Consider the following 19,873-nt stretch of genomic DNA (forward strand, 5'->3'; position numbering starts at 1 on the left):
GTGCTGAACGGTGAAACTGGACTCCATGTACCAGGAAGTCATCCTGGACCACTACAAGAACCCGCACGGGCGGGGCTTGCGGGATGGCGACGCCGAGGTGCACCACGTCAACCCGACGTGCGGTGACGAGATCACACTGCGCGTGAAGTACGACGGGACGAAGATCGAGGACGTCTCGTACGAGGGCCAGGGCTGCTCGATCAGCCAGGCCTCGGCCTCCGTACTGAACGAACTCCTCGTCGGCAAGGACTTCTCCGACGCGCGGAAGATCCAGGAGACCTTCCTGGAGCTGATGCAGTCCAAGGGGAAGCTCGAACCCGACGACGCGATGGAGGAGATCCTGGAGGACGCGGTCGCGTTCGCCGGGGTGTCCAAGTACCCGGCCCGGGTCAAGTGCGCCCTGCTGAGCTGGATGGCCTGGAAGGACGCGACGGCCCAGGTGCTGGGCGGCGCCGACGCCGAGAAGGAGACGACGGCATGAGCGAGACCGTTGAGATGAAGCCGGCCTCGGAGGAAGAGGTCCGTGAGGCGCTGTACGACGTCGTAGACCCGGAGCTGGGCATCGATGTCGTCAACCTCGGCCTGATCTACGGCATCCACATCGACGAAGCGAACATCGCGACGCTCGACATGACCCTTACCTCGGCGGCCTGTCCGCTGACGGACGTCATCGAGGACCAGGCCAAGTCCGCCACGGACGGCCTTGTCAGCGAGCTGCGCATCAACTGGGTCTGGATGCCGCCGTGGGGCCCCGACAAGATCACGGACGATGGGCGGGAGCAGCTTCGGGCGCTCGGGTTCAACGTCTGAGATCCACTGACTGACGAAAGGGCGGCACCCTCCCGGGGTGCCGCCCTTTCGCGTGTTCAGTCCAGCCCGGCCACCAGCCGGAACGCCGAGTCCGCGCGGTACAGGCCGTCGTGCTGGTACGGCTCGACGCGGAGCTGGAAGTTGCGGTGGCGCAGGAAGCGGCCCGGATAGTTCACGGACTCCAGCATGACCGCGCCCGACGCGGCCGAGGGGCGCGGGCAGAAGGTGGCGTCCCTGCGGAACAGGGCAGAGCCGTCGTCGGTGTCCTCGACCAGGACGAAGCTGCGGTGGCGGAGGTAGCGGCCGTCCGCCGTGGTGAAGGAGTGGCAGGAGGAGTCGGCGAGGCCGGAGACGCGCTCGAAAGTGGCGTCCTCGCGCTGCTCGGGGCCGGAGCCGATCTGATCCAGGCGCACGTAGCCGTCGCGGACACGCCAGTAGCGGTCGGGGTAGTTGACCGAGCGTATGGATATCCCGTGCGAGGCCGGGGGCTTCGGGGGCTTCGACGTGCCCTGGGGCGGCGTCGGCTTGGGGGTCTTCTTCCGCGGCTCCGGGCTCGGGTCGGCGTTGGAGGGCGCGCTCGTGGTGGGCGTGGGAGTGGGGGACGGGCGGCCACCGTCCGTGCCCCGCGTTTCGCCGGCGCCCTTGGAGGGAGTCGCGAAGGAGATCAGACCGCCCGGGGCCGAACTGCTGAGGGTGGTCGGTTCCGCCGCCTTTCGGACCGGCTCGCCGGACTCTTTCTCCAGCACGGTGACGGCCGTGACGCACGCGGTGACCGTGGCGACGGCGAGGGCGCCTGCCAGCCAGAGGCGGCGGGTTCCTGGTGCCCGGGTGGTGTCCGGGGCCCAGCCGCTCTCCCACGGGCGGTCCAGTGGGGGCCGGGACTTGTCTTTCGGCATGCTCTTGTTTCCTCCGGCGGGCTCCCTTGACGGCGGTGCAGTTGTGGTCGCCCGGTGTGTGATCGGGGTGACACCGTAGTGGACCAGTGGGTCCGCTGTGAGGCGTTTGTTGAAAGCGGTATCTCTTCCCCCGTTGCGTACGCGTGTACAGACGTTGTGTACGCTCGTACATATGGGTTATCTGCTGCTGGCCGGGGCCATCGCCGCCGAAGTGGGTGCGACGACCGCCATGAAGTACAGCGAGGGCTTCAGCAGGCTCGGACCCTCGCTGCTGACACTTCTCGGCTACCTCGTCTCCTTCGCGCTGCTCGCGCAGACGCTGAAGACCGTCTCCGTCGGAACGGCCTATGCCATCTGGGCCGGCGCCGGCACCGCCGCCATCGCCGCCATCGGGTTCGTGTTCCTCGGGGAGGGGATGACCGTCGCCAAGGCCGCAGGGATCGCGCTGATCATCATCGGGGTCGTGGTGCTGAACCTGGGAGGTGCGCACTGATGCCCCGGCGCCACGACCCCGAGCGGCGGCAGCGGATCATCGACGCGGCGATCCGGGTCGTCGGGGCGAAGGGCATCGCCGGGCTGAGCCACCGCACGGCCGCCGCCGAGGCCGATGTGCCGCTCGGCTCGACGACGTACCACTTCAAGACCCTCGACGAACTGCTGGTGGCCGCGCTGCGGCAGGCCAACGAGGGCTTCGCCAAGGTCGTCGCCGGGCGGGGCGGCCTCGAGGACCCCCGGACCGACCTGGCGGCCGAGCTGGCCGGCTGGATGGGGGAGTGGCTCGCGGGTGACCGCACGGGCGTCGAGCTCGAGTACGAGCTGTACCTCGCCGCCCTGCGCCGGTCCGCCCTGCGGCCCGTCGCCGCCGAGTGGGCCGAGGGCGTCGCCGAACTGCTGTCCCGGCGTACGGATCCGGTGACCGCGCGGGCGCTGGTGGCGGTCGTCGACGGCATCTGCCTCCAGGTCCTGCTGACCGGGGTGCCCTATGACGAGGCGTACGCCCGGGAGGTGCTGGGGCGGGTTGTCGCGGGGGCGCGTGAATCGGGGATGCGTGAGCCGGGGGGCGCGTGAGTCGAGGATGCGTGACTCGGGGATGCGTGAGCCGACGGGTGCGTGAGTCGGGGTACATGATTCGGGGGTGCGCGAGCCGGGGTGCGCCAGTGATGCTCGCGCGGGTGAGGGAGCGCCGGGGCGACCCCGACGGAGGGGCTGTTGCCGCGCGCCGCCGACCAGCGGCGGGACGTACCGCCCGGCACGTGAGACGCCCCCGCACCGGTTCGCATCGACCGCTGTCCGCCGGTTAGGTTGCCCTCATGACCGACACGACTGCTCCTCGCTCCACCGGCGCCGTGGCCGCCGGGCTCGCCACGATCGCCGCCGACGGCACCGTCCTCGACACCTGGTTCCCCGCGCCGGAGCTGGCCGACGCGCCCGGCCCGTCCGGCACCGAGCGGCTCTCCGCCGAGCAGGCCGCCGAGCTGCTCGGCGGCGGTGCGACCGCGGCGATCGGCCCGGACGCCCGCCGTGGCGTCGAGGTGGTCGCGGTCCGCACGGTCATCGCCTCGCTCGACGAGAAGCCGATCGACGCGCACGACGTCTACCTGCGTCTGCACCTGCTCTCCCACCGCTTGGTCAAGCCGCACGGCCAGAGCCTGGACGGCATCTTCGGTTTCCTCGCCAACGTCGCCTGGACCTCGCTCGGCCCGGTCGCCGTCGACGACCTCGAGAAGGTCCGGCTGAACGCCCGCGCCGAGGGCCTGCACCTCCAGGTGACCTCCGTCGACAAGTTCCCGCGGATGACCGACTACGTGGCCCCCAAGGGCGTGCGGATCGCCGACGCCGACCGGGTCCGCCTCGGTGCGCACCTCGCCGAGGGCACCACCGTCATGCACGAGGGCTTCGTCAACTTCAACGCCGGCACGCTCGGCACGTCGATGGTCGAGGGCCGCATCTCCGCGGGCGTCGTCATCGGCGACGGCTCGGACATCGGCGGCGGCGCCTCGACCATGGGCACCCTGTCCGGCGGCGGCAACGTCATCATCTCCATCGGCGAGCGCTGCCTGGTCGGCGCCGAGGCGGGCGTCGGCATCGCCCTCGGCGACGAGTGCGTCGTCGAGGCCGGCCTGTACATCACCGCCGGCACCCGCATCACCATGCCCGACGGCCAGATCGTCAAGGCCCGTGAGCTGTCCGGCGCCTCCAACATCCTCTTCCGCCGCAACTCGGTCACCGGCACCGTCGAGGCCCGGCCGAACAACGCGGTGTGGGGCGGGCTGAACGAGATCCTGCACAGCCACAACTGATCACCCCGTACGAGGTACTCCGCGTGACCTCGTGGTGGTTTTGGCAGATGAACGGGTGGGCGCAGGGTCCTATGAACGGATGGACGCCGTGTCCGGTCAGAAGTCGAAGCTACGGAAGAGGACCGGGGTATGAGGAACGAGCGGGGGCGGGGCGTGGCGCGCTTGCTGGTGGGGGCCGTCGCGGGGCTGGTGGTGTGCTGGCTGCCGGCGGGGGCCGCGTACGCCGACGAGACCAACACGGGGTCGCACAACGGCCATCGGGTCGGGCTGATCAACGTCAACGTCGGCCAGGTCGACGACCCGGCGGAGGACGTGCTGGAGCACACGCTGCTGTTCGGTGACGGGTACGCCTGGAACTGAGCCGGCAGTCCGACGGGCCGGGGCCCGTACCGCGCACACTTGCGGTACGGGCCCCGGCCCGTTTTTCGTGTCCGGCGGGTGGCATAGCGGGAGGCTCCCGCGCGCGTCACAAGGGGTACGGGGGCGGGCAACGGGTCCGCCCCGGGGGAAGGCGAAGGTGACGATGGATGCCGAAGCGCAGGAGAGCTTCCGGGAATTCGTGGCGAACAGGTCGTCCACGCTGCTGAAGACCGCGGTCCTGCTGAGCGGCGGCGACCGGCACGCGGGCGAGGACCTGCTCCAGAACGCGCTGATCAAGGCCGCGGGCCGCTGGCACCGGATCGACGAACCCGAGGCGTACGTCCGGCAGATCCTCTACCGCCAGCAGGTCAGCCGCTGGCGGCTGAAGTGGCCGAGGCGCGAACTGAGCGTCGCCGAACCGCCGGAGACCACCGCCGCCCCGGACGCCTCCGGCGCGGCCGAACTGCGTCTGCTGATGCGGGGCGCGCTGGCCCGGCTGACCGCGCGGCAGCGCACCGTGCTCGTGCTGCGCTACTTCGAGGACCTGCCCGAGGCGGAAGTGGCCCGCATCCTGGGCTGCTCCGTCGGCACCGTACGGTCCGCCACCCACCGCTCCCTGGCCCGGCTACGCGCCCTCGCGCCCGAGCTGACCGCCCTGGGCCCGGCCGCCGCGGAAGAGCGGCCGTCCCGTGACTACTCGCCCGTGGAGGTGCGTCAGTGAACGTCGACGAACTCGTGCGCGACGCGCTGCGCGACCAGGCCGAGGGGCAGCCGCCCGTGGCGCCCGGCTTCGCCGACCGGGTGCTCGCGGTCCGCCGGCGCCGCCGCAGCCGCCGGCTCGCCTCCGCCGCCGCGGCGGCCGCGGCCGTGGTCGCCGTGGCCGTGGCCGTGCCGATGCTGGACTCGGGCAAGCAGGACGTACGCCCCTCGGGCGGCGTGGAGCAGACCAGCATCACCCCTCGTCCGGACCAGTCGCCCCCGCGCGACCTGATCGCCGCCGGGCGGGTCGCCCTGGCCGCGTACTTCACCAGGTCGATCGTCGAGCAGTCCGCCGACCGTGCTATTTCCCAGCGCACGTACTGGCTGCTGAACCCGAAGACGAACAAGTACGTGAAGGACGACCGGTGGTCGTACGTCGCGGTCGCTCCCGGGATGACGACCGCCGCCGTCCTCGAACGGGACCTGCCCGTGCCGCGCATCGGGCTGCTCGACCTGGCGAGCGGTCAGGTCAAGCGGTGGATCCCGGTCGACCGGCCGGTGGCGGGGGTGGAGTTCTCCACCGACGGCAGGAAGCTCGTCGCGACGTCGTACAGCGAGAACCCCGACCGCCGGGTGAAGATCGACGGGTCGGAGGGCTGGGACGCCCCCTTCATGGAGTCGGACCGGACCGGGTTCCACGTCATCGACGTGGCCTCCGGGAGCAGTTCCTGGGCGGGGGTGGAGGTAGGCGGGGGTGCGCACAATCCCGAGGTGTTCCTCAACTCGCGCCAGGACTTCGCGTTCACCCGCGACGGCCGTCTCGTCTGGTCGGGGATGCCCAGCGAACCCGGAGAGAAGTTCTACGACTTCACCGGCAAGGAAGTCCCCGCGCCCGAGCTGGAACGGGACCGGGACTGGTCCGTCGAGGCGGGCGTGTCGCCGGACGGGCAGCTCGTCGCCGGCCCGTTCGCGGGGCGGAAGTGGAAGACGTCCTCCTTCGTGCTCGACGCGCGCACGGGGAAGCAGCGCGAGGTACGGGGGCAGCAGTTGCTCGCCTGGGCGGACGGGGACTCGCTCGTCGCCTGGGACATCGGGCCGGACGGGAACGAGTACCACCAGCGGCTGGTGCTGGTAGACATCGGTGGCAAGAAGACGACACCGCTCAGTGATTTCCGGTCGCCCAAGGACAACACCAAGGGGCGGTGGGAGCCGGTGTTCGCGGAGCGGTGATCAGGCCCGGGTGAGGTCCGCGTGGAGCGCCAGCAGGGCGTCGGTCGTGGCCGGGCCGGCCGGCCGGAGCGGGGCGCGGACCGGGCCCGCGGGGAGGTCCAGGGCGGTGAGCAGCGCCTTTGTCGTCACCGTGCCCGGCAGGCCCGCCGACATGATCGCCTCGATGAGGGGGGTGGCCTGCTGCTGGAGGCGGGCCGCCTGTGCCGTGTCGCCGGCGTCGAACGCGTCCAGGACCGCTCGCAGCCGGGCCGGGACCACGTTCGACACCGTGCTGACGTAGCCGGCCCCGCCCACGGCGTACAGGGCGAGGTTGTGCTCGTCGCAGCCCGCGTAGTACGCCAGCTCCGTGCGGGCCAGTACCTTCTGGGCGGCCAGGAAGTCGTAGGAGCAGTCCTTGACCGCGACGATCCTGGGGTGTGCGGAGAGGCGGAGGATCGTCTCCGGTTCGACTCGGACGCCGGTGCGGTTCGGGATGTCGTAGAGCATGAGCGGGAGTTCACTGGCATCGGCGATCTCGCGGAAGTAGGCCTCGATCGCGTCCTGCGGGGGCTTGCTGTAGTACGGCGCCACCACCAACAGGCCGTCCGCGCCCGCCTTTTCCGCCTCCCGGGCCAGGTCGACGGTGTGGCGGGTGTCGGGCGTGCCGATGCCCGCGACGATCGACGCCCGGTCGGCCACGGCCTCGCGGACGGCTGCGATCAGGGCCGACTTCTCGGCGTCCGTGGTGGTCGGTGACTCGCCCGTCGTGCCGGACAGGACGAGGCCGTCACAGCCCTGTGCGACCAGGTGGGCGGCGAGGCGCTGGGCACCGTCGAGGTCCAGGGCGCCGGACGACGTGAACGGGGTGATCATCGCGCACAGGGCGCGGCCGAAGGGGGGTGTCATGTGAGTAGTGTCGGCAGCGTGACTGTGTAGCTCCAGTTAATTCTGCTACCCGGTATCTGTTAGGAGTGCTTTCCGGTGCCGTCGGCTTCAGGGGAGCCGGCGGCACCGGAGGGGTGGCGCCGCAGGGCCGGCGCTGCAGGGGTAGCGGGTGGCGGGCCGGGTACTCGGGGCTTCCTACGTCGAGAGGAGGCGGAACACCGTGACCGGGACCATCGATCATCGGGTCGTGCACGACGAGCGCCATTCCGTGGGCGAGCTCGTCTCACAGGCCGCGGAGCAGCTCTCCCGGCTCGTGCGGCAGGAAGTGGCTCTGGCCAAGGAGGAGCTGGCCGAGAAGGGGCGGCGTGCGGGGCGTGGCGGTGGGCTGCTCGGCGCGGCGGGCGCCGTCGCCTACGCCGGGCTGCTCGCACTGGCCGGGACGGGGGTCGCCGCCCTCTCGCTGGTGCTGCCCGTCTGGGCCGCTGCGCTCATCGTGACGGGGGTGCTGTTCGTGATCGCGGCCGTACTGGGCGCTGCCGGCCGGGCGCAGTTGCGCCGGGCCACGCCTCCCACGCCTGAGGAGGCGCTCGGCAGTGTCAGGGCGGACGTGGAGGAGATCAGGGAAAGGGCGCATCGATGACGGACGCGACGGGTGGGGCCAAGGGGCCCGATGAGCTGCGGCAGCAGATCGAGCGGACCCGTGGTGAGCTCGGGAACACGGTGGAAGAGCTGGCGGGGAAGGCGGATGTGAAGGGGCGTGCGCGGGCGCGGGCGGCCGATCTCCGGGACAAGGCCGGGGCGATGACCGTGCAGTTGCGGAGCAGCGCCGCGCAGGCCGGTCACACGGTGCACGACAAGGCGACGCATGTGACGCATGCGGGGCCTGGGCCAGTGCGGGGTGTCGTCCGGGCCGGGGTGAAGCATCCCAAGCCGGTGCTGGTCGCCGGAGCGGCTGCGGGGGCTGTGGTGGTGACGGTCGGAGTGCTGCGGCGTCGGCAGCAGGCTGCGCACGGGCCTGTCTGGCGTTTCGTGCATCGCTGAGCGCTGAGCGGGGTGGGGGTGCGTGTAGCGCCTACGCGCCGGGTGGTGGGTCGGGGCCGCGCCGGGGGGTGTCCGTCCTCGGAACGGCGCGATGGGGTTGCGTACCGACTAACCGTCCGTTGACGCGCCAACCGCTGCGGGCGGACACCCCCCGACACGTCCCCTTCCGTGCGTCGGCGCCTGCGGGTGCGTAGTGGCTTAGCTGCGCCCCGCTCCGGGCTGCGCACCCGCCCGACTCCAGTGGTAGCCCGCCGGGCTGCACAGCACCCTCGCTTGACCTCAACCTTGGTCGAGGTTGAAAGCTGGGGTGCAGCAACCGGCGCATACGACTGGAGTGTTCAAATGAGCCGTCGAACCGAGCAGCACCCTGACCTCACCGACCCCCGGACCGGTGCTCCCTTCTTCAGTACCTGGCGAGTCGGTACTCCGGAGCGGCAGCAGCAGACCGTGGAGGTGATCGCGCGGACCTGGGAGCGGCGGCCGTGGCCCGCCGGTGATCTGCTGGGGTACCACGTGTACGCGGGACACGACGGGTCCACGCTGATGCACTACTCGCAGTGGAGCGACGAGCAGGCCTATGAGGCCTTCGTCAAGACGCATCGGCAGGAGCGGGTCGACGAGGTCGACACCGCCGTGCCGGGGATCGAGCGGGTGGGGCTCGGGCGGTACCGGCGATATCGCAGCCGGGAGCGGAACGTCGGGGACGTGCGGGTGCCGGGACTGATCGTCACCGTGCGGATCGACTTCGAGGAAGGGGCCGGGGAGCGGCGCGAGGAGTGGGTCGATCTCGTGCTCAAGGCCCTGGCTGAGGATCCGGAGGGGCACGCCGGGCTGATCTCCGCCCATTTCCATCTGAGTACCGACGGCGGGCACGTGCTGAACTACGCCGAGTGGGAGAGCGACCAGGCCTACGACGAGGCCTTGGCGGCGCCCGGGACCGACGCGTGGGAGCGGGTGCGGACGTACCCGGGGGTGCACGGGGTGAGCGGGAGCCGGTATCGGCATGCCCTGGGGCTCATCCCCGGGTGAGGGGCCGGCTGGACCTCCGGTGCAGCCGGCCCCTGGCCGGGGTTACGGGCGGAAGCGCAGGACCTGCGGGTCGTGGTCGCTGATCTGGTCGTTGAACTCCGCGTTGACGTGCACGCTGTCGTACGCGAAGTCGCAGTCGCGGCGGATCGACGGGCTGATCAGGATCTGGTCGAGGACCTGGCTGTTGCCCTGGTAGACGTACGAGTAACGCTCGCTCCTGGGCAGCGACTTGATCGCCGACCAGAGTTCGCCGCGGCCTTCGAGGAGCTTCGCGGTCTGCGAGAACTCGAAGTCGTTGATGTCGCCCAGGGCGATGACGTCCGCGTTCTTCTGGGTGTCGAGGATGTCCTTGACGAAGGCGTTCACCAGCGTGGCCTGCCGGTGGCGCTGGGTCTCGGAGCTGCGGACCGGCGGCTGGTACTGGGAGGTCAGGCCCTGGTCACCGCCCTTGGAGTTGAAGTGGTTGGCGATCACGAAAACCGTGCGGCCGCGGAAGGCGAACTCGCCGGCCAGCGGCTTGCGGCTGTTCTTCCAGGCCTCGTCGGCGGGGGCGATCCGGCCGGGGCTGAGCGTGAGGTGCGCCTTGCCGCGGATCTTCGTCACGCCGGTCGCCGTCGTGGCGTCGCCGCCCGCGCGGTCCGTGAAGGAGACCCGCTCCGGGTTGAACAGGAACGCCTGGCGGATGTTGCCGCCGGGCTCGCCGCCGTCCGTGTTGTCGGCCGGGTCGATCGAGCGCCAGTCGTACCTCGGGCCGCCGGCCGCGACGATCGCGTCGATCAGCTTGGTCATCGTCTGATCGGCGGCGACCGTACCGTCGTTCTTCGCGCCGTTGTTGTCCTGGATCTCCTCCAGGGACACGATGTCCGGCGACTTCAGGTTGTTCACGATCGCGGACGCGTGCTCGGTGAAGGTGTCGTCCGTCGGGTCGAGGTTCTCGACGTTGTAGGTGGCGACCGCGAGTTCCGAGGAGCGCTGCTTGCGCGTCGTCTCGCGCTTCAGGCCCGCGGACTTGAGCGTGCCGAGTTCGCTCGCGACCAGGGTGTAGCCGCCGAACTGGTTGTAGTCCAGCGGGCCCGCCGTCGTGCCGGTGAGCGTGTCGCCGACGTTCGCCTTCGGGAAGTCCGCCGTCGCGCCGAGGGGCTGGATCTGGAGGCGGCCGGTGTTCTGGGCGTCGTAGGAGCCGTAGACCGTGCCGCCGTTGCGGCTGCGGTTCTCGTGCGGCTTCACCGTCACCCAGAGCTCGGTGTACGGGTCGGTGGCGCCCACCACCCGGGTGTCGGTGACGCGGACGGTCATGCCCTCCAGTGCCTCGTAGTGGTCGAGGGCGTATGCCGAGGGCTTGAGGGGGAGGGCGTTGACGGAGCCGTTCGCCGTGGTGTCGCCGGCCGGCGCGTAGGCGGCGGGGACGGACTTCGCGTCGATCGTCGTGGCGGCGGGGAGCTGGTTGCCGCTGGAGACGACCGTGGTCGTCGGCTTGGTGATCTCCGTCAGGGACTGGTTGCCGGAGGCGGTGCCGCCGGGGACGTACTCCGAGACCGTGCCGCTGACCGTGACGGAGTCACCGACGGCGACCCCCTTCGGAGCGGAGCTGGTGAAGACGAAGACGCCTTCGCTGGTCGCCCGGTCGGCGTCCGGGTGCGGGTCCTGGATCCAGAAGCCGCGGGACGAGCCGTAGGTCCGGATGCCGGTGACGATTCCGGCCACGTCCGTGACCTGCTTGCCTGCGTATGGCGATATCCGGGTGCTGCCCTGGATGTCGTGGATGCGGACCGAGTCCGCGTGGGCGGGTGTGGTGAGGACGATCGTGGATGCCGCGGAACACACGGCGGCGACGGTGAGCGCGGCGAGGCGCGCGGACGACTTGCTCGGCAACGGGAATCCCTCCGGGGACGTGACAGGGCGCCGGGACGAGGGTGGAGCGTGGACTGTCTGCCGCTACCTGTGGGGCGGGCGGTGTGACGCGCGTAGAAGGCGGTGGACCGGCAGGCCTGTGGGGCTGGCCCGGTGAACAAGTGTCCGCCGACTTCTACGCGCGTCAATCTCCAGCCTGCTCAGGGCACTTGTCAAGGTTTCGGCCATGTACAACACCTGACGGGGACATGAAGTAGGCGGCATGGGTGGAAATCCGTCTAGGCTGAGCGGCTGAGTCGTACGAGGCGCCGCTAGGAGAAACAGCCGATGTCAGACAGCTCCCCCCTGCCGCCGGTTCGGCTGACGTCCGAAGCGGAGCTGGCGCGCGACGCGCTGTCCACGCCGTTGCTTTCCCGGGCCGCCCGGCTGGCCCGCTGGGCCGGGCCTCAGACCCGGGTCGACGCCGGGGGAGGGCTCGTCGACGAGCAGGTGCCCGCGGCCGCCGAGGCGCTCGGACTGAGCGGGGACGACGCCGCCGCCGACGCCAGCGAGGCGTGGCGGGTGGCCGTGGACACCGGGCTCGTCGAGATCGTCGACGAGGAGGAGGGAACCGTCACGGCGGGCGAGGACCTCGCGCTGCTCACCGGCGGCTCGCCGCAGGACGTGCTCGCGGTGTGGCTCGCGGCCCTGGAGACGGTGCTCGCCGACGCGAGCGTGCCCGACCTGGACGGTCTCGTGGCCGAGGACGGCGAGGTCGACCTCTCCGCCCTCGACTGGGACCCGGAGGCCGAGGCCGAGTTCCTCGACGGCGTGCTCGGCAGCCTCTATGTGCTGACCGCAGGCGAGGACACACCCGCCGAGGCGCCCGTGCCGCTGCCCGCGCTGGCCGCGTCGGTCATCGTGCCCAGCGACATGGGCGAGCCGACCAACGACGTCCTTGAGCAGGTGTCCGACGCGATGATGCGGCTGGACGACCAGTTCCGGATGCTGGAACCGGTGGGCCTCGTGGCCTACCAGCCCGTCGACGAGGCGCTCATGGCCGATGCCGACGAGGAGCCCGCCGCTCCCGTCGACGACACCGACGTCTCCCGGTACGGCATGGTCCGGCTCACCCCGCTCGGGCTGTACGGCCTGCGGGCCCGGCTGCTCGAGGCAGGGTTCGAGGCGCCGGCCGTCGGGGACCTCTCGGACAAGGGAGCCGACGCGCTGCTCGACGGCACGGCGGCGTACCCGCCCGGTGCTGCGCAGGCCGAGACGGAGCAGTGGCTCCGGCGGCGGGAATCGCTCGACGCGGCCAGGGAGTTGCTGGCGGCGGCCCGGGGCACGGACGCCGGGGCGCCGCTGCGGCGGTTGCGATGTCAGCAGGCCTTGTCGCTGGTGGGTGCTTCGGCCGAGCCGGCGTTGCGGGAGGTGCTCGATGACGCCGAGCTGGGCGGGCTCGCCCGGGTGTGGCTGACCGAGCACGGTGCGGTGGATGTGCCCGCGCCGTCGGAGGCGATGGTCTACTGGCTGACCATCGATACGGTGGCCGCGCAGCTGGCCGCCGAGGGGAACTCCGAGGAGCTGCGGGCGTTGGTCGAGGGGCTTGCGCGGCAGCACGGTGGGTTTTTCGAGGCCGTGTGGCGGGTTGAGCATCCCGCTACGGCTGATGTCCTGGAGGCGATGGGGCGGTTGCATCCCGACAAAAAGGTTGCGAAGGAGGCGCGGAAGGCGGCCTTCAAGGCGCGGTCGCAACAGGGGGGTTGATCCCGTTATGCGGGTGCGGCGCCGTCGTGGCTTGTCGCGCAGTTCCCCGCGCCCCTGGGGTGTTGTTCAACCGGTGTTCATGGATGAGCGGGACGGTGGCGGTGATCGAGGTCCGCCACCCTCCACGGCAACCCCCCGTCACAGGAGACACCCATGTCGCTCACCCGCAGGGACTTCGCCAGAAACTCCGCGATCACCGGTGCCGGTGTCGTGCTGGCGGGCAGCGTCGGCTCCCTCGCCACCGCGCCCAACGCCCTCGCGTCCTACGACACCGACAGTGCGGAGGGCGCGGCGGACGCCCGGCACGGGGTCGGCTACGGGCCACTCGTACCGGACCCCGAGGGGATCCTCGCCCTGCCCGAGGGCTTCACCTACCGCATCATCACCCACAGCGGTAAGACCAAGCTGGAGTCCGGCGAGTTCACGCCGTCCAACCACGACGGCACCGCCACCTTCGACGGCCCCCGCGGCACCACCCTGCTCGTCAACAACCACGAGCTGAAGGGCCCGCGCGCCAACTGGAAGTACCCGGTGCCGCTCACCGAGGGCCTCGTCTACGACCCGGCCGCGGCCGGCGGCTGCACGGTCGTCGAGATACGCCCCGACGGACGGGTGGCGGAGTGGGTCGGCATCGCGGGCACCTCCACCAACTGCGCCGGTGGCAGTACGCCGTGGGGCACCTGGCTCACCTGCGAGGAGAACTCCGACAGGGCCGGCGTCAACGGCATGACCAAGGACCACGGCTACGTGTTCGAGGTCGACCCGAGCGACCGGCGGGCCAACCGCAGCCCCAAGCCGCTGAAGTTCTTCGGCCGCTACGACCACGAGGCCGTCGTCATCGACCCCAAGCGCGGCCACGCCTACCTCACCGAGGACGACGACGAGCCCAACGGTCTCTTCTACCGCTGGACCCCGCCCAAGGGCTTCGCGTACGGCCCCGGAAAGTTCCGTGGGCTCGCCGACGACGCCGGTGTCCTCCAGGCGCCCAAGTGCTTCGACTCCGGTGGGAAGTTCGTCGACGACCTGTCCCGCGCCACCAAGACCGGGACCGTCTACGGCGTCGACTGGGTGGACGTGCCCGACCGTGACGCCCGTACGACCCCCGTGCGCAAGCAGTTCGCCGCCGACGAGGTCACCCGCGCCCGCAAGCTGGAGGGCATGTGGTGGGGCGACGGCGGTGCCTACATCGTCTCCTCGTACGCCCGTGAGGAGAGCCCCGGCCGGCACGACGGCCAGGTCTGGTTCTACGACCCCAAGCGCCGGACACTGACACTGAAGGTGCTGCTCGGTGTGAACCCCGACCCGTCCAAGGACGGCGCGTTCGACGGTCCCGACAACATCACCGTCTCCCCGTACGGCGGCATCGTCCTGGCCGAGGACGGCGAGGGCGTCTCGCACCTCTTCGGCGCCACCGAGAGCGGTCGCACGTACCCGATCGCCCGCAACGACCTGAACGTCGGCACCGAAGAGGAGCCGGAGTACAGCGAGTTCGCCGGTGTCACCTTCTCGCCCGACGGCAAGACCCTTTACGCCAACATCCAGGACCCGGGCATCCTGCTCGCCATCACCGGCCCCTGGAAGCGGCAGCAGCGGTAATTAATTCGCTCGCAGTGCCCGCGCTGCGCCTCCTACAGTGAGATCACAACGTCACGCACCTCCCGGTGCGATGGCAGCGGCTACTTCTCTTCCAAAGAATCCGACGCCGCCGCCGACTTGATCTCGGGAGGCGCAGCATGGGGTGGGTGCCCGGTGCGCAGGCAACGGTTACTTCATTTGATCGGAATGTTGCGGGTTCGAATCCCGTCAGCGACTTCGGGTCGCTGTAGCTCAATCGGCAGAGCATCCGGATAAGTCCGTCGCCGCTTCTGTCCTCGGGCGCCCACCTTTCTCATGCGCGCTTCCCCCGGAAACCTCTCAAGCATTCGGGAACCTGTAAAGAATTCGGGGGAATTCATCATGGCGCGATTCAACGGCAAGGCGGCGCGGGCACGTCCCGTCTCCCGTGTGACCTCCACCGGGCGGGTGCTGCGCACCTACGAGGGCGGCCGGGGCCGCGAGCGTGACGCACGCTCCGAGCTCTTCCTGCTCGCCGTGTCCAACTTCGTTTCCCAGCAGACCTTCTACGAGACCGGCGCCGACCGCGACGACCGCTTCGCGAAGCTCGTGCGCGAACTCGCCGTCACCGACCCGGCGTGGACGGCCGGCCTGCTCGGCTGGCTGCGCGGCGAGGGCAACCTGCGCACGGCCTCCGTCGTCGGCGCCGCCGAGTACGTCAAGGCCCGCCTGGACGCGGGCGCGACCGGCGGCCCGACCGGCCGGCAGGTCGTCGCCTCCGTGCTCCAGCGGCCCGACGAGCCCGGCGAACTGCTCGCGTACTGGACGGCGACGTACGGCCGCAGCGTGCCCAAGCCGGTCAAGCGGGGCATCGCCGACGCCGTACGCCGGCTCTACCACGGCAAGGCGCTGCTGAAGTACGACACCGCCTCCAAGGGCTACCGCTTCGGCGACGTCCTCAACCTCGTGCACGCCGCCCCGGACCCGGACAAGCCCTGGCAGGGCGAGCTGTTCCGCTACGCCCTCGACCGGCGGCACCACCCCGACACCGCGGTGCCGCCCGCGTCGGACCGCGTCCTCACCGCGCACCGCGAGCTCATGGCGCTGCCGGTGGCGGAGCGGCGCGCGGTCGTGACCGCCGAGGGCGGTGCCGAGCGGCTGGCCGCGGCCGGGATGACGTGGGAGACGCTGGCGGGCTGGCTGCAGGGGCCGATGGACAAGGCGGCCTGGGAGGCCGTGATCCCGTCCATGGGCACCATGGCTCTCGTGCGCAACCTGCGGAACTTCGACGAGGCCGGGGTGTCCGACGAGGTCGTCGAGCGGGTCGCCGCGCGGATCAGCGACCCGGCCGAGGTCGCGCGCTCACGGCAGTTCCCCTTCCGGTACCTCGCCGCGTACCAGCACGCGCCGTCGCTGCGCTGGTCGTACGCGCTGGAGCGGGCGCTCGGCCACTCGCTGGCCAACGTGCCCGCGCTGCCCGGCCGGACGCTGGTGCTCGTGGACCGCTCGGGCTCGATGTTCTGGTCCCGGCTGTCCGACCGGTCGGAGCTCAACCGCGCCGACGCCGCCGCGATCTTCGGCACGGCGCTCGCGCTGCGGGCGGAGCGCGCGGACCTGGTCGAGTTCGGCTCGACGAGCGGCCGCGTGAAGTTCCGTAAGGGCGAGTCGGTGCTGAAGATCCTCGACCGCTTCGGCGACCTGGGCGGCACCGACACCACCGAGGCGGTGCGCCGGCACTACCGGAAGCACGACCGGGTGCTGATCGTCACCGACGAGCAGTACACGCACCACCACCAGGGTGACCCGACGGAGCAGGTCCCGGCCGGCGTGCCGGTCTACACCTGGAACCTCGCCGGATACCGGGCGGGCCACGGTCCGTCCGGCACCGCGAACAGGCACGTCTTCGCAGGCCTGTCGGACGCGGCATTCCGGATGGTTCCGCTGGTCGAGGCCTCCCGGGACGCCGACTGGCCCTGGGCGGCCTGAGGGGCCGTGGCCCGCACCGCGAGGGGAGTGCGGGCCACGATCTCGTCCGGGCCCTTGTTCTCACGGAGACTGACATCTAACATTTCAGTTATGGAGGCCATCCGGCCCGTGCCCCGGACCCTGCTCAGGGACCGCGCGTACGAGGCGATCCGGGACGCCATCGTGGCCGGGGAGATCGAACCCGGTGCGGTGGTGCGGGACGCCGAGCTGGCGGAGCGGCTGGGGCTGTCCCGGGCGCCGGTGCGGGAGGCGTTCTCCCGGCTGGTGGACGAGGGGCTGCTGCAGAGCAAGCCGCAGAGCTACACCCGGGTGACCCCGCTCGTGGCCTCCGACGTCAGGGACGCCGCCGCCGTGGTCGGCGCCATGCACGAGCTCGTGACGCGGGTCGCCGTGCCCCGGCTGGGTGCCGCGGACATCGAGGCGATGCGCGCCGCCAACCAGCGGTTCGCCGCGGCCGTCGGCACGGGAGACGTGGTCGGGGCCCTGAGCGCCGACGACGCGCTGCACGACGTCCTCGTCCGGGTGAGCGGCAACCGCGCCGCCGCCGCCACCGTCGCCCGCTACACCCCACTCATCCGCCGCCTGGAGCGACAGCGCTTCGGCGAGGGCGGCAGTTGCCGTTCGGCCGGGCTGCACGAGCGGCTGATCGAGGCCTGCGCGGCCGGTGACGTGGCCGAGGCGGTCCGCGTCACGGCGGAGATCTGGCGCGGGCTCGAAGAGCTCGCCGACTGAGACCGATCGCCATCCCGTCCCGACTCCGGGAGGACCCATGTCCCTTTCCCCGTCCCCTTCCCCTTCCCTTGCCTCGTACGAGCGTTACCCCCTGCTCTTCGGGCCCTCGCCCGTCCATCCCCTGGAGCGGCTCACCGCGCACCTCGGCGGCGCCGCCCTCTGGGCCAAGCGCGAGGACTGCAACTCCGGTGTCGCCTACGGCGGCAACAAGACCCGCAAGCTGGAGTACCTGGTCGCCGACGCGCTCGCGCAGGGCTGCGACACGCTCGTGTCGATCGGCGGGGTGCAGTCCAACCACACCCGTCAGGTCGCGGCGGTCGCCGCCCGGGCCGGGCTCAAGTGCGTGCTGGTGCAGGAGAGCTGGGTGGACTGGCCGGACGCCGTGTACGACAAGGTCGGCAACATCCTGCTCAGCCGCCTCGCCGGAGCCGACGTACGGCTGGTGAAGGCCGGGTTCGGGATCGGGTTCAAGGAGAGCTGGGAGCAGGCGCTCAGGGAGGTCGAGGAGGCGGGCGGCAAGCCGTACGCCATCCCGGCCGGGGCTTCCGACCATCCGCTCGGCGGCCTGGGTTTCGCCCGGTGGGCGTACGAGGTCGCCGAGCAGGAGCGTGAGCTGGGTGTCTTCTTCGACACCGTGGTCGTGTGCTCGGTGACCGGCTCCACCCAGGCCGGCATGGTCGCCGGGTTCGCCGCGCTGGAGGAGGCGGGCGGGCGGCCCCGGCGCGTGCTCGGCATCGACGCCTCGGCGAAACCCGCCGCGACCCGTGGCCAGGTCGCCCGGATCGCGCACAACACCGGGCAGCTCATCGGCCTCAAGCGTGAGGTGACGGAGTCCGACGTCGAACTCGACGAGCGGTACCACGCGGGCACGTACGGCATCCCCGACGAGTCCACCCTGGCGGCGATGCGGCTCGCGGCCCGGACGGAGGGGATGGTCACCGACCCCGTCTACGAGGGGAAGTCCATGGCCGGGATGATCGACCTGGTCTCGCGGGGCGAGATCGGCCGGGACTCCACGGTCCTCTATGCCCACCTGGGCGGGCAGCCGGCGCTGAACGCGTACAGCGCGCTGTTCTGAGCAGTGACTGTGAGGACCCCGCGGTAGCGCTGCGCCGGGCTTCGCGTCTGCCGGGTAGCGGTGGTGGACGGCTGCGGGTGCGTCGTGGTTGTTCGCGCAGTTCCCCGCGCCCCTGACGGGGCGCGCGGGAATCACCCGGCCGGCACGTGGGTTGTCAGCGGTTGACCGAGCCCCAGGAGGAGCCCCCATGCCCGACGAACCAGCCGTGCGAGAACTCCGTCTGGTCGTGACCGCGGACGACTACGACGCAGCCCTGCACTTCTACCGGGACGTGCTCGGCCTGACCGAGCAGGGCGCGTTCGCGTCGGAGGACGGGCGGGTCACGATCCTGGAGGCCGGGCGGGCCACCCTGGAGCTGACCGACCCGAACCACGCCGCCTTCATCGACGAGGTCGAGGTGGGGCGGCGGGTGGCCGGACACGTCCGGGTCGCCTTCCAGGTGGACGACTCCGTCGCCGTCACGGCGAAGCTGGCCGCCGCCGGAGCCGAGGTGGTCGCCGAGCCCACCCGCACCCCCTGGAACTCCCTGAACTCCCGACTCGAAGCCCCGGGCGCCCTCCAGCTGACGCTCTTCACCGAGCTCGACGCCTGAGGGGCCCGAGCGGTCGCCCCTGCCGGGCGGGGTCCCCAGCCGGATAAAGTGCTCAGCATGTGGACCGACGATCAGCGGGCGGAGCCGGGTGCCGAGCGGCCCGAGGGTGCCCGGCGCCGGGCCACGATCCACGACGTCGCACGACTGGCCGGGGTGTCACGGCAGACGGTCTCCCGGGCGGTCAACGACAAGGGCGAGATCGACCCGGCCACCAAGGAACGGGTCCTGGAGGCGGCCCGGCTCCTGGACTACCGGCCCAGCCGTTTCGCGCGCGGACTCGTCCAGAAGGGCGCGGTGACGGCGGGCCTGGTCATCCCGGACCTGAGGAACCCCTTCTTCCCCGAGGTGGCCGCCGGGGTGCTGGAGGCGGCCGAGCAGCGCGGCTGGCAAGTGGTCGTGTGGGACTCCCGGATCGACGAGGCCAGGGAGCGGCAGGCGCTCGACGTGCTCTCCCACCAGGCGGACGCGGTCGTGGGCTACTTCAAGGACCCGGACGACGTCCTCACCAAGCACCTCGGAGGCGTGCCGCTGGTCCTGCTGGAGCGCGGCCCGCAGCAGACCCGGTTCGCGGCCGTGGGCATCGACGCCGCCACCGGGGTCGAGCAGGGCCTGAACCACCTGTTCCGCGCGGGGCACCGCAGGATCGGCATGCTGGACGGCGTGCACGGCCCCGGCCCGCGCAGGCTGGCCTTCCTGGAGCAGGTGCGGCGGCTCGGACTGCCGGTCGACGAGGAGTGGGTCGTGGTGTGCCCGGAGCACAGCGTCGCCGGTGGCGAGGCCGGGATGGAACGGCTCCTGGCGGCGCGGCCCGAGATCACCGCGGTCTTCGGCTTCAACGACCTGATCGCGGTCGGGGCGATGCGCGCCGCCCGCCGCCATGGCCGGAGTGTTCCGGACGATCTGGCGGTGCTGGGCTTCGACGGCCTCTCCCTGGGTGAGCTGGTGGAGCCCGCCCTGACCACCCTGCACATCGACAAGCGGCAGCTGGGACGGCTGGCCGTGGAGCAGGTGGCCCGGCTGCGCGCGGGTGAGGAGCCGCTGCGGGGCGCGGACGCGTGGGTGGTGCCCGAGCTGGTGGTCCGCGCCTCCGCCTGACCCGCCCGGC

21 protein-coding genes are annotated in these 19,873 nt (G+C 71.3%); 18 read left to right on the forward strand and 3 right to left on the reverse strand.

Translation table 11 applies throughout. The annotated features are described in order from the left end of the window. Positions 1-10: 10 nt before the first annotated feature. A complete protein-coding gene (gene sufU, locus ACZ3I3_RS28190) occupies positions 11-481 on the forward strand; it encodes a Fe-S cluster assembly sulfur transfer protein SufU (RefSeq protein ID WP_059419772.1) in 471 nt (156 codons plus the stop codon). Beyond that, positions 478-810, forward strand: a complete 333-nt coding sequence (locus ACZ3I3_RS28195) for a metal-sulfur cluster assembly factor (RefSeq protein WP_053670670.1) — start codon at positions 478-480, stop codon at positions 808-810. Before sufU ends, ACZ3I3_RS28195 begins: the two co-directional genes overlap by 4 nt. A 56-nt stretch (positions 811-866) precedes the next feature. Here ACZ3I3_RS28195 and ACZ3I3_RS28200 read toward each other — a convergent pair whose 3' ends face one another. Beyond that, positions 867-1,706, reverse strand: coding sequence for an AbfB domain-containing protein (locus ACZ3I3_RS28200; protein WP_467369651.1), 840 nt, complete (start codon positions 1,704-1,706; stop codon positions 867-869). Between the two features lie 172 nt (positions 1,707-1,878). On the opposite strand from ACZ3I3_RS28200, the gene ACZ3I3_RS28205 reads away from it, so the two are divergent. From ACZ3I3_RS28205 to ACZ3I3_RS28230, 6 genes are all read left to right on the forward strand, one after another. Next, positions 1,879-2,199: a DMT family transporter gene (locus ACZ3I3_RS28205; RefSeq protein WP_467369653.1), complete on the forward strand. Its 321-nt coding sequence runs from the start codon at positions 1,879-1,881 to the stop codon at positions 2,197-2,199. Then, positions 2,199-2,774 (forward strand): TetR/AcrR family transcriptional regulator, encoded by a 576-nt coding sequence (locus ACZ3I3_RS28210; RefSeq protein ID WP_467369655.1) that lies wholly within the window; start codon positions 2,199-2,201, stop codon positions 2,772-2,774. Before ACZ3I3_RS28205 ends, ACZ3I3_RS28210 begins: the two co-directional genes overlap by 1 nt. Before the next feature lie 242 nt (positions 2,775-3,016). Then, positions 3,017-4,006 (forward strand): 2,3,4,5-tetrahydropyridine-2,6-dicarboxylate N-succinyltransferase, encoded by a 990-nt coding sequence (dapD, locus tag ACZ3I3_RS28215; RefSeq protein ID WP_467369657.1) that lies wholly within the window; start codon positions 3,017-3,019, stop codon positions 4,004-4,006. A gap of 129 nt (positions 4,007-4,135) precedes the next feature. Further along, complete coding sequence (locus ACZ3I3_RS28220) at positions 4,136-4,366, forward strand: hypothetical protein (RefSeq protein ID WP_467369659.1); 231 nt, start codon at positions 4,136-4,138, stop codon at positions 4,364-4,366. A gap of 163 nt (positions 4,367-4,529) precedes the next feature. Beyond that, the gene (locus tag ACZ3I3_RS28225) at positions 4,530-5,087 is read left to right on the forward strand and encodes a SigE family RNA polymerase sigma factor (protein ID WP_467369661.1); all 558 of its coding nucleotides are present in this window, start codon (positions 4,530-4,532) and stop codon (positions 5,085-5,087) included. Next, positions 5,084-6,295, forward strand: coding sequence for a WD40 repeat domain-containing protein (locus ACZ3I3_RS28230; RefSeq protein ID WP_467369663.1), 1,212 nt, complete (start codon positions 5,084-5,086; stop codon positions 6,293-6,295). Before ACZ3I3_RS28225 ends, ACZ3I3_RS28230 begins: the two co-directional genes overlap by 4 nt. Here ACZ3I3_RS28230 and dapA read toward each other — a convergent pair whose 3' ends face one another. Further along, a complete protein-coding gene (gene dapA, locus ACZ3I3_RS28235; protein ID WP_467369665.1) occupies positions 6,296-7,180 on the reverse strand; it encodes a 4-hydroxy-tetrahydrodipicolinate synthase in 885 nt (294 codons plus the stop codon). A 199-nt stretch (positions 7,181-7,379) separates the two neighbouring features. Here dapA and ACZ3I3_RS28240 point away from each other — a divergent pair, with 199 nt between their 5' ends. The 3 genes from ACZ3I3_RS28240 (at position 7,380) to ACZ3I3_RS28250 (ending at position 9,229) form a co-directional block, all read left to right on the forward strand. Beyond that, a complete protein-coding gene (locus ACZ3I3_RS28240) occupies positions 7,380-7,799 on the forward strand; it encodes a phage holin family protein (RefSeq protein WP_467369666.1) in 420 nt (139 codons plus the stop codon). Beyond that, positions 7,796-8,200 (forward strand): DUF3618 domain-containing protein, encoded by a 405-nt coding sequence (locus tag ACZ3I3_RS28245; protein ID WP_467369668.1) that lies wholly within the window; start codon positions 7,796-7,798, stop codon positions 8,198-8,200. The genes ACZ3I3_RS28240 and ACZ3I3_RS28245 overlap by 4 nt, the downstream gene beginning before the upstream one ends. Before the next feature lie 342 nt (positions 8,201-8,542). Then, complete coding sequence (locus ACZ3I3_RS28250) at positions 8,543-9,229, forward strand: antibiotic biosynthesis monooxygenase (RefSeq protein WP_467369670.1); 687 nt, start codon at positions 8,543-8,545, stop codon at positions 9,227-9,229. 42 nt (positions 9,230-9,271) lie between these two features. Here ACZ3I3_RS28250 and ACZ3I3_RS28255 read toward each other — a convergent pair whose 3' ends face one another. Beyond that, positions 9,272-11,101, reverse strand: coding sequence for an endonuclease/exonuclease/phosphatase family protein (locus tag ACZ3I3_RS28255; RefSeq protein WP_467369672.1), 1,830 nt, complete (start codon positions 11,099-11,101; stop codon positions 9,272-9,274). 306 nt (positions 11,102-11,407) lie between these two features. On the opposite strand from ACZ3I3_RS28255, the gene ACZ3I3_RS28260 reads away from it, so the two are divergent. From ACZ3I3_RS28260 to ACZ3I3_RS28290, 7 genes are all read left to right on the forward strand, one after another. Then, on the forward strand, positions 11,408-12,826 hold the full coding sequence (locus ACZ3I3_RS28260; protein WP_467369674.1) for a hypothetical protein: 1,419 nt from the start codon (positions 11,408-11,410) through the stop codon (positions 12,824-12,826). Between the two features lie 153 nt (positions 12,827-12,979). Next, complete coding sequence (locus tag ACZ3I3_RS28265) at positions 12,980-14,422, forward strand: alkaline phosphatase PhoX (protein ID WP_467369676.1); 1,443 nt, start codon at positions 12,980-12,982, stop codon at positions 14,420-14,422. A 360-nt stretch (positions 14,423-14,782) separates the two neighbouring features. Then, on the forward strand, positions 14,783-16,366 hold the full coding sequence (locus ACZ3I3_RS28270) for a TROVE domain-containing protein (RefSeq protein WP_467369678.1): 1,584 nt from the start codon (positions 14,783-14,785) through the stop codon (positions 16,364-16,366). Positions 16,367-16,456: 90 nt separating this feature from the next. Further along, on the forward strand, positions 16,457-17,098 hold the full coding sequence (locus ACZ3I3_RS28275) for a GntR family transcriptional regulator (RefSeq protein ID WP_467369680.1): 642 nt from the start codon (positions 16,457-16,459) through the stop codon (positions 17,096-17,098). 37 nt (positions 17,099-17,135) lie between these two features. Then, on the forward strand, positions 17,136-18,176 hold the full coding sequence (locus ACZ3I3_RS28280) for a 1-aminocyclopropane-1-carboxylate deaminase (protein WP_467369681.1): 1,041 nt from the start codon (positions 17,136-17,138) through the stop codon (positions 18,174-18,176). A gap of 187 nt (positions 18,177-18,363) precedes the next feature. Further along, the gene (locus ACZ3I3_RS28285; protein WP_467369683.1) at positions 18,364-18,768 is read left to right on the forward strand and encodes a VOC family protein; all 405 of its coding nucleotides are present in this window, start codon (positions 18,364-18,366) and stop codon (positions 18,766-18,768) included. A 57-nt stretch (positions 18,769-18,825) separates the two neighbouring features. After that, positions 18,826-19,863 (forward strand): LacI family DNA-binding transcriptional regulator, encoded by a 1,038-nt coding sequence (locus ACZ3I3_RS28290; RefSeq protein WP_467369685.1) that lies wholly within the window; start codon positions 18,826-18,828, stop codon positions 19,861-19,863. The last annotated feature ends 10 nt before the right edge of the window (positions 19,864-19,873 follow it).

Source organism: Streptomyces sp. NPDC016851 (assembly GCF_055562795.1).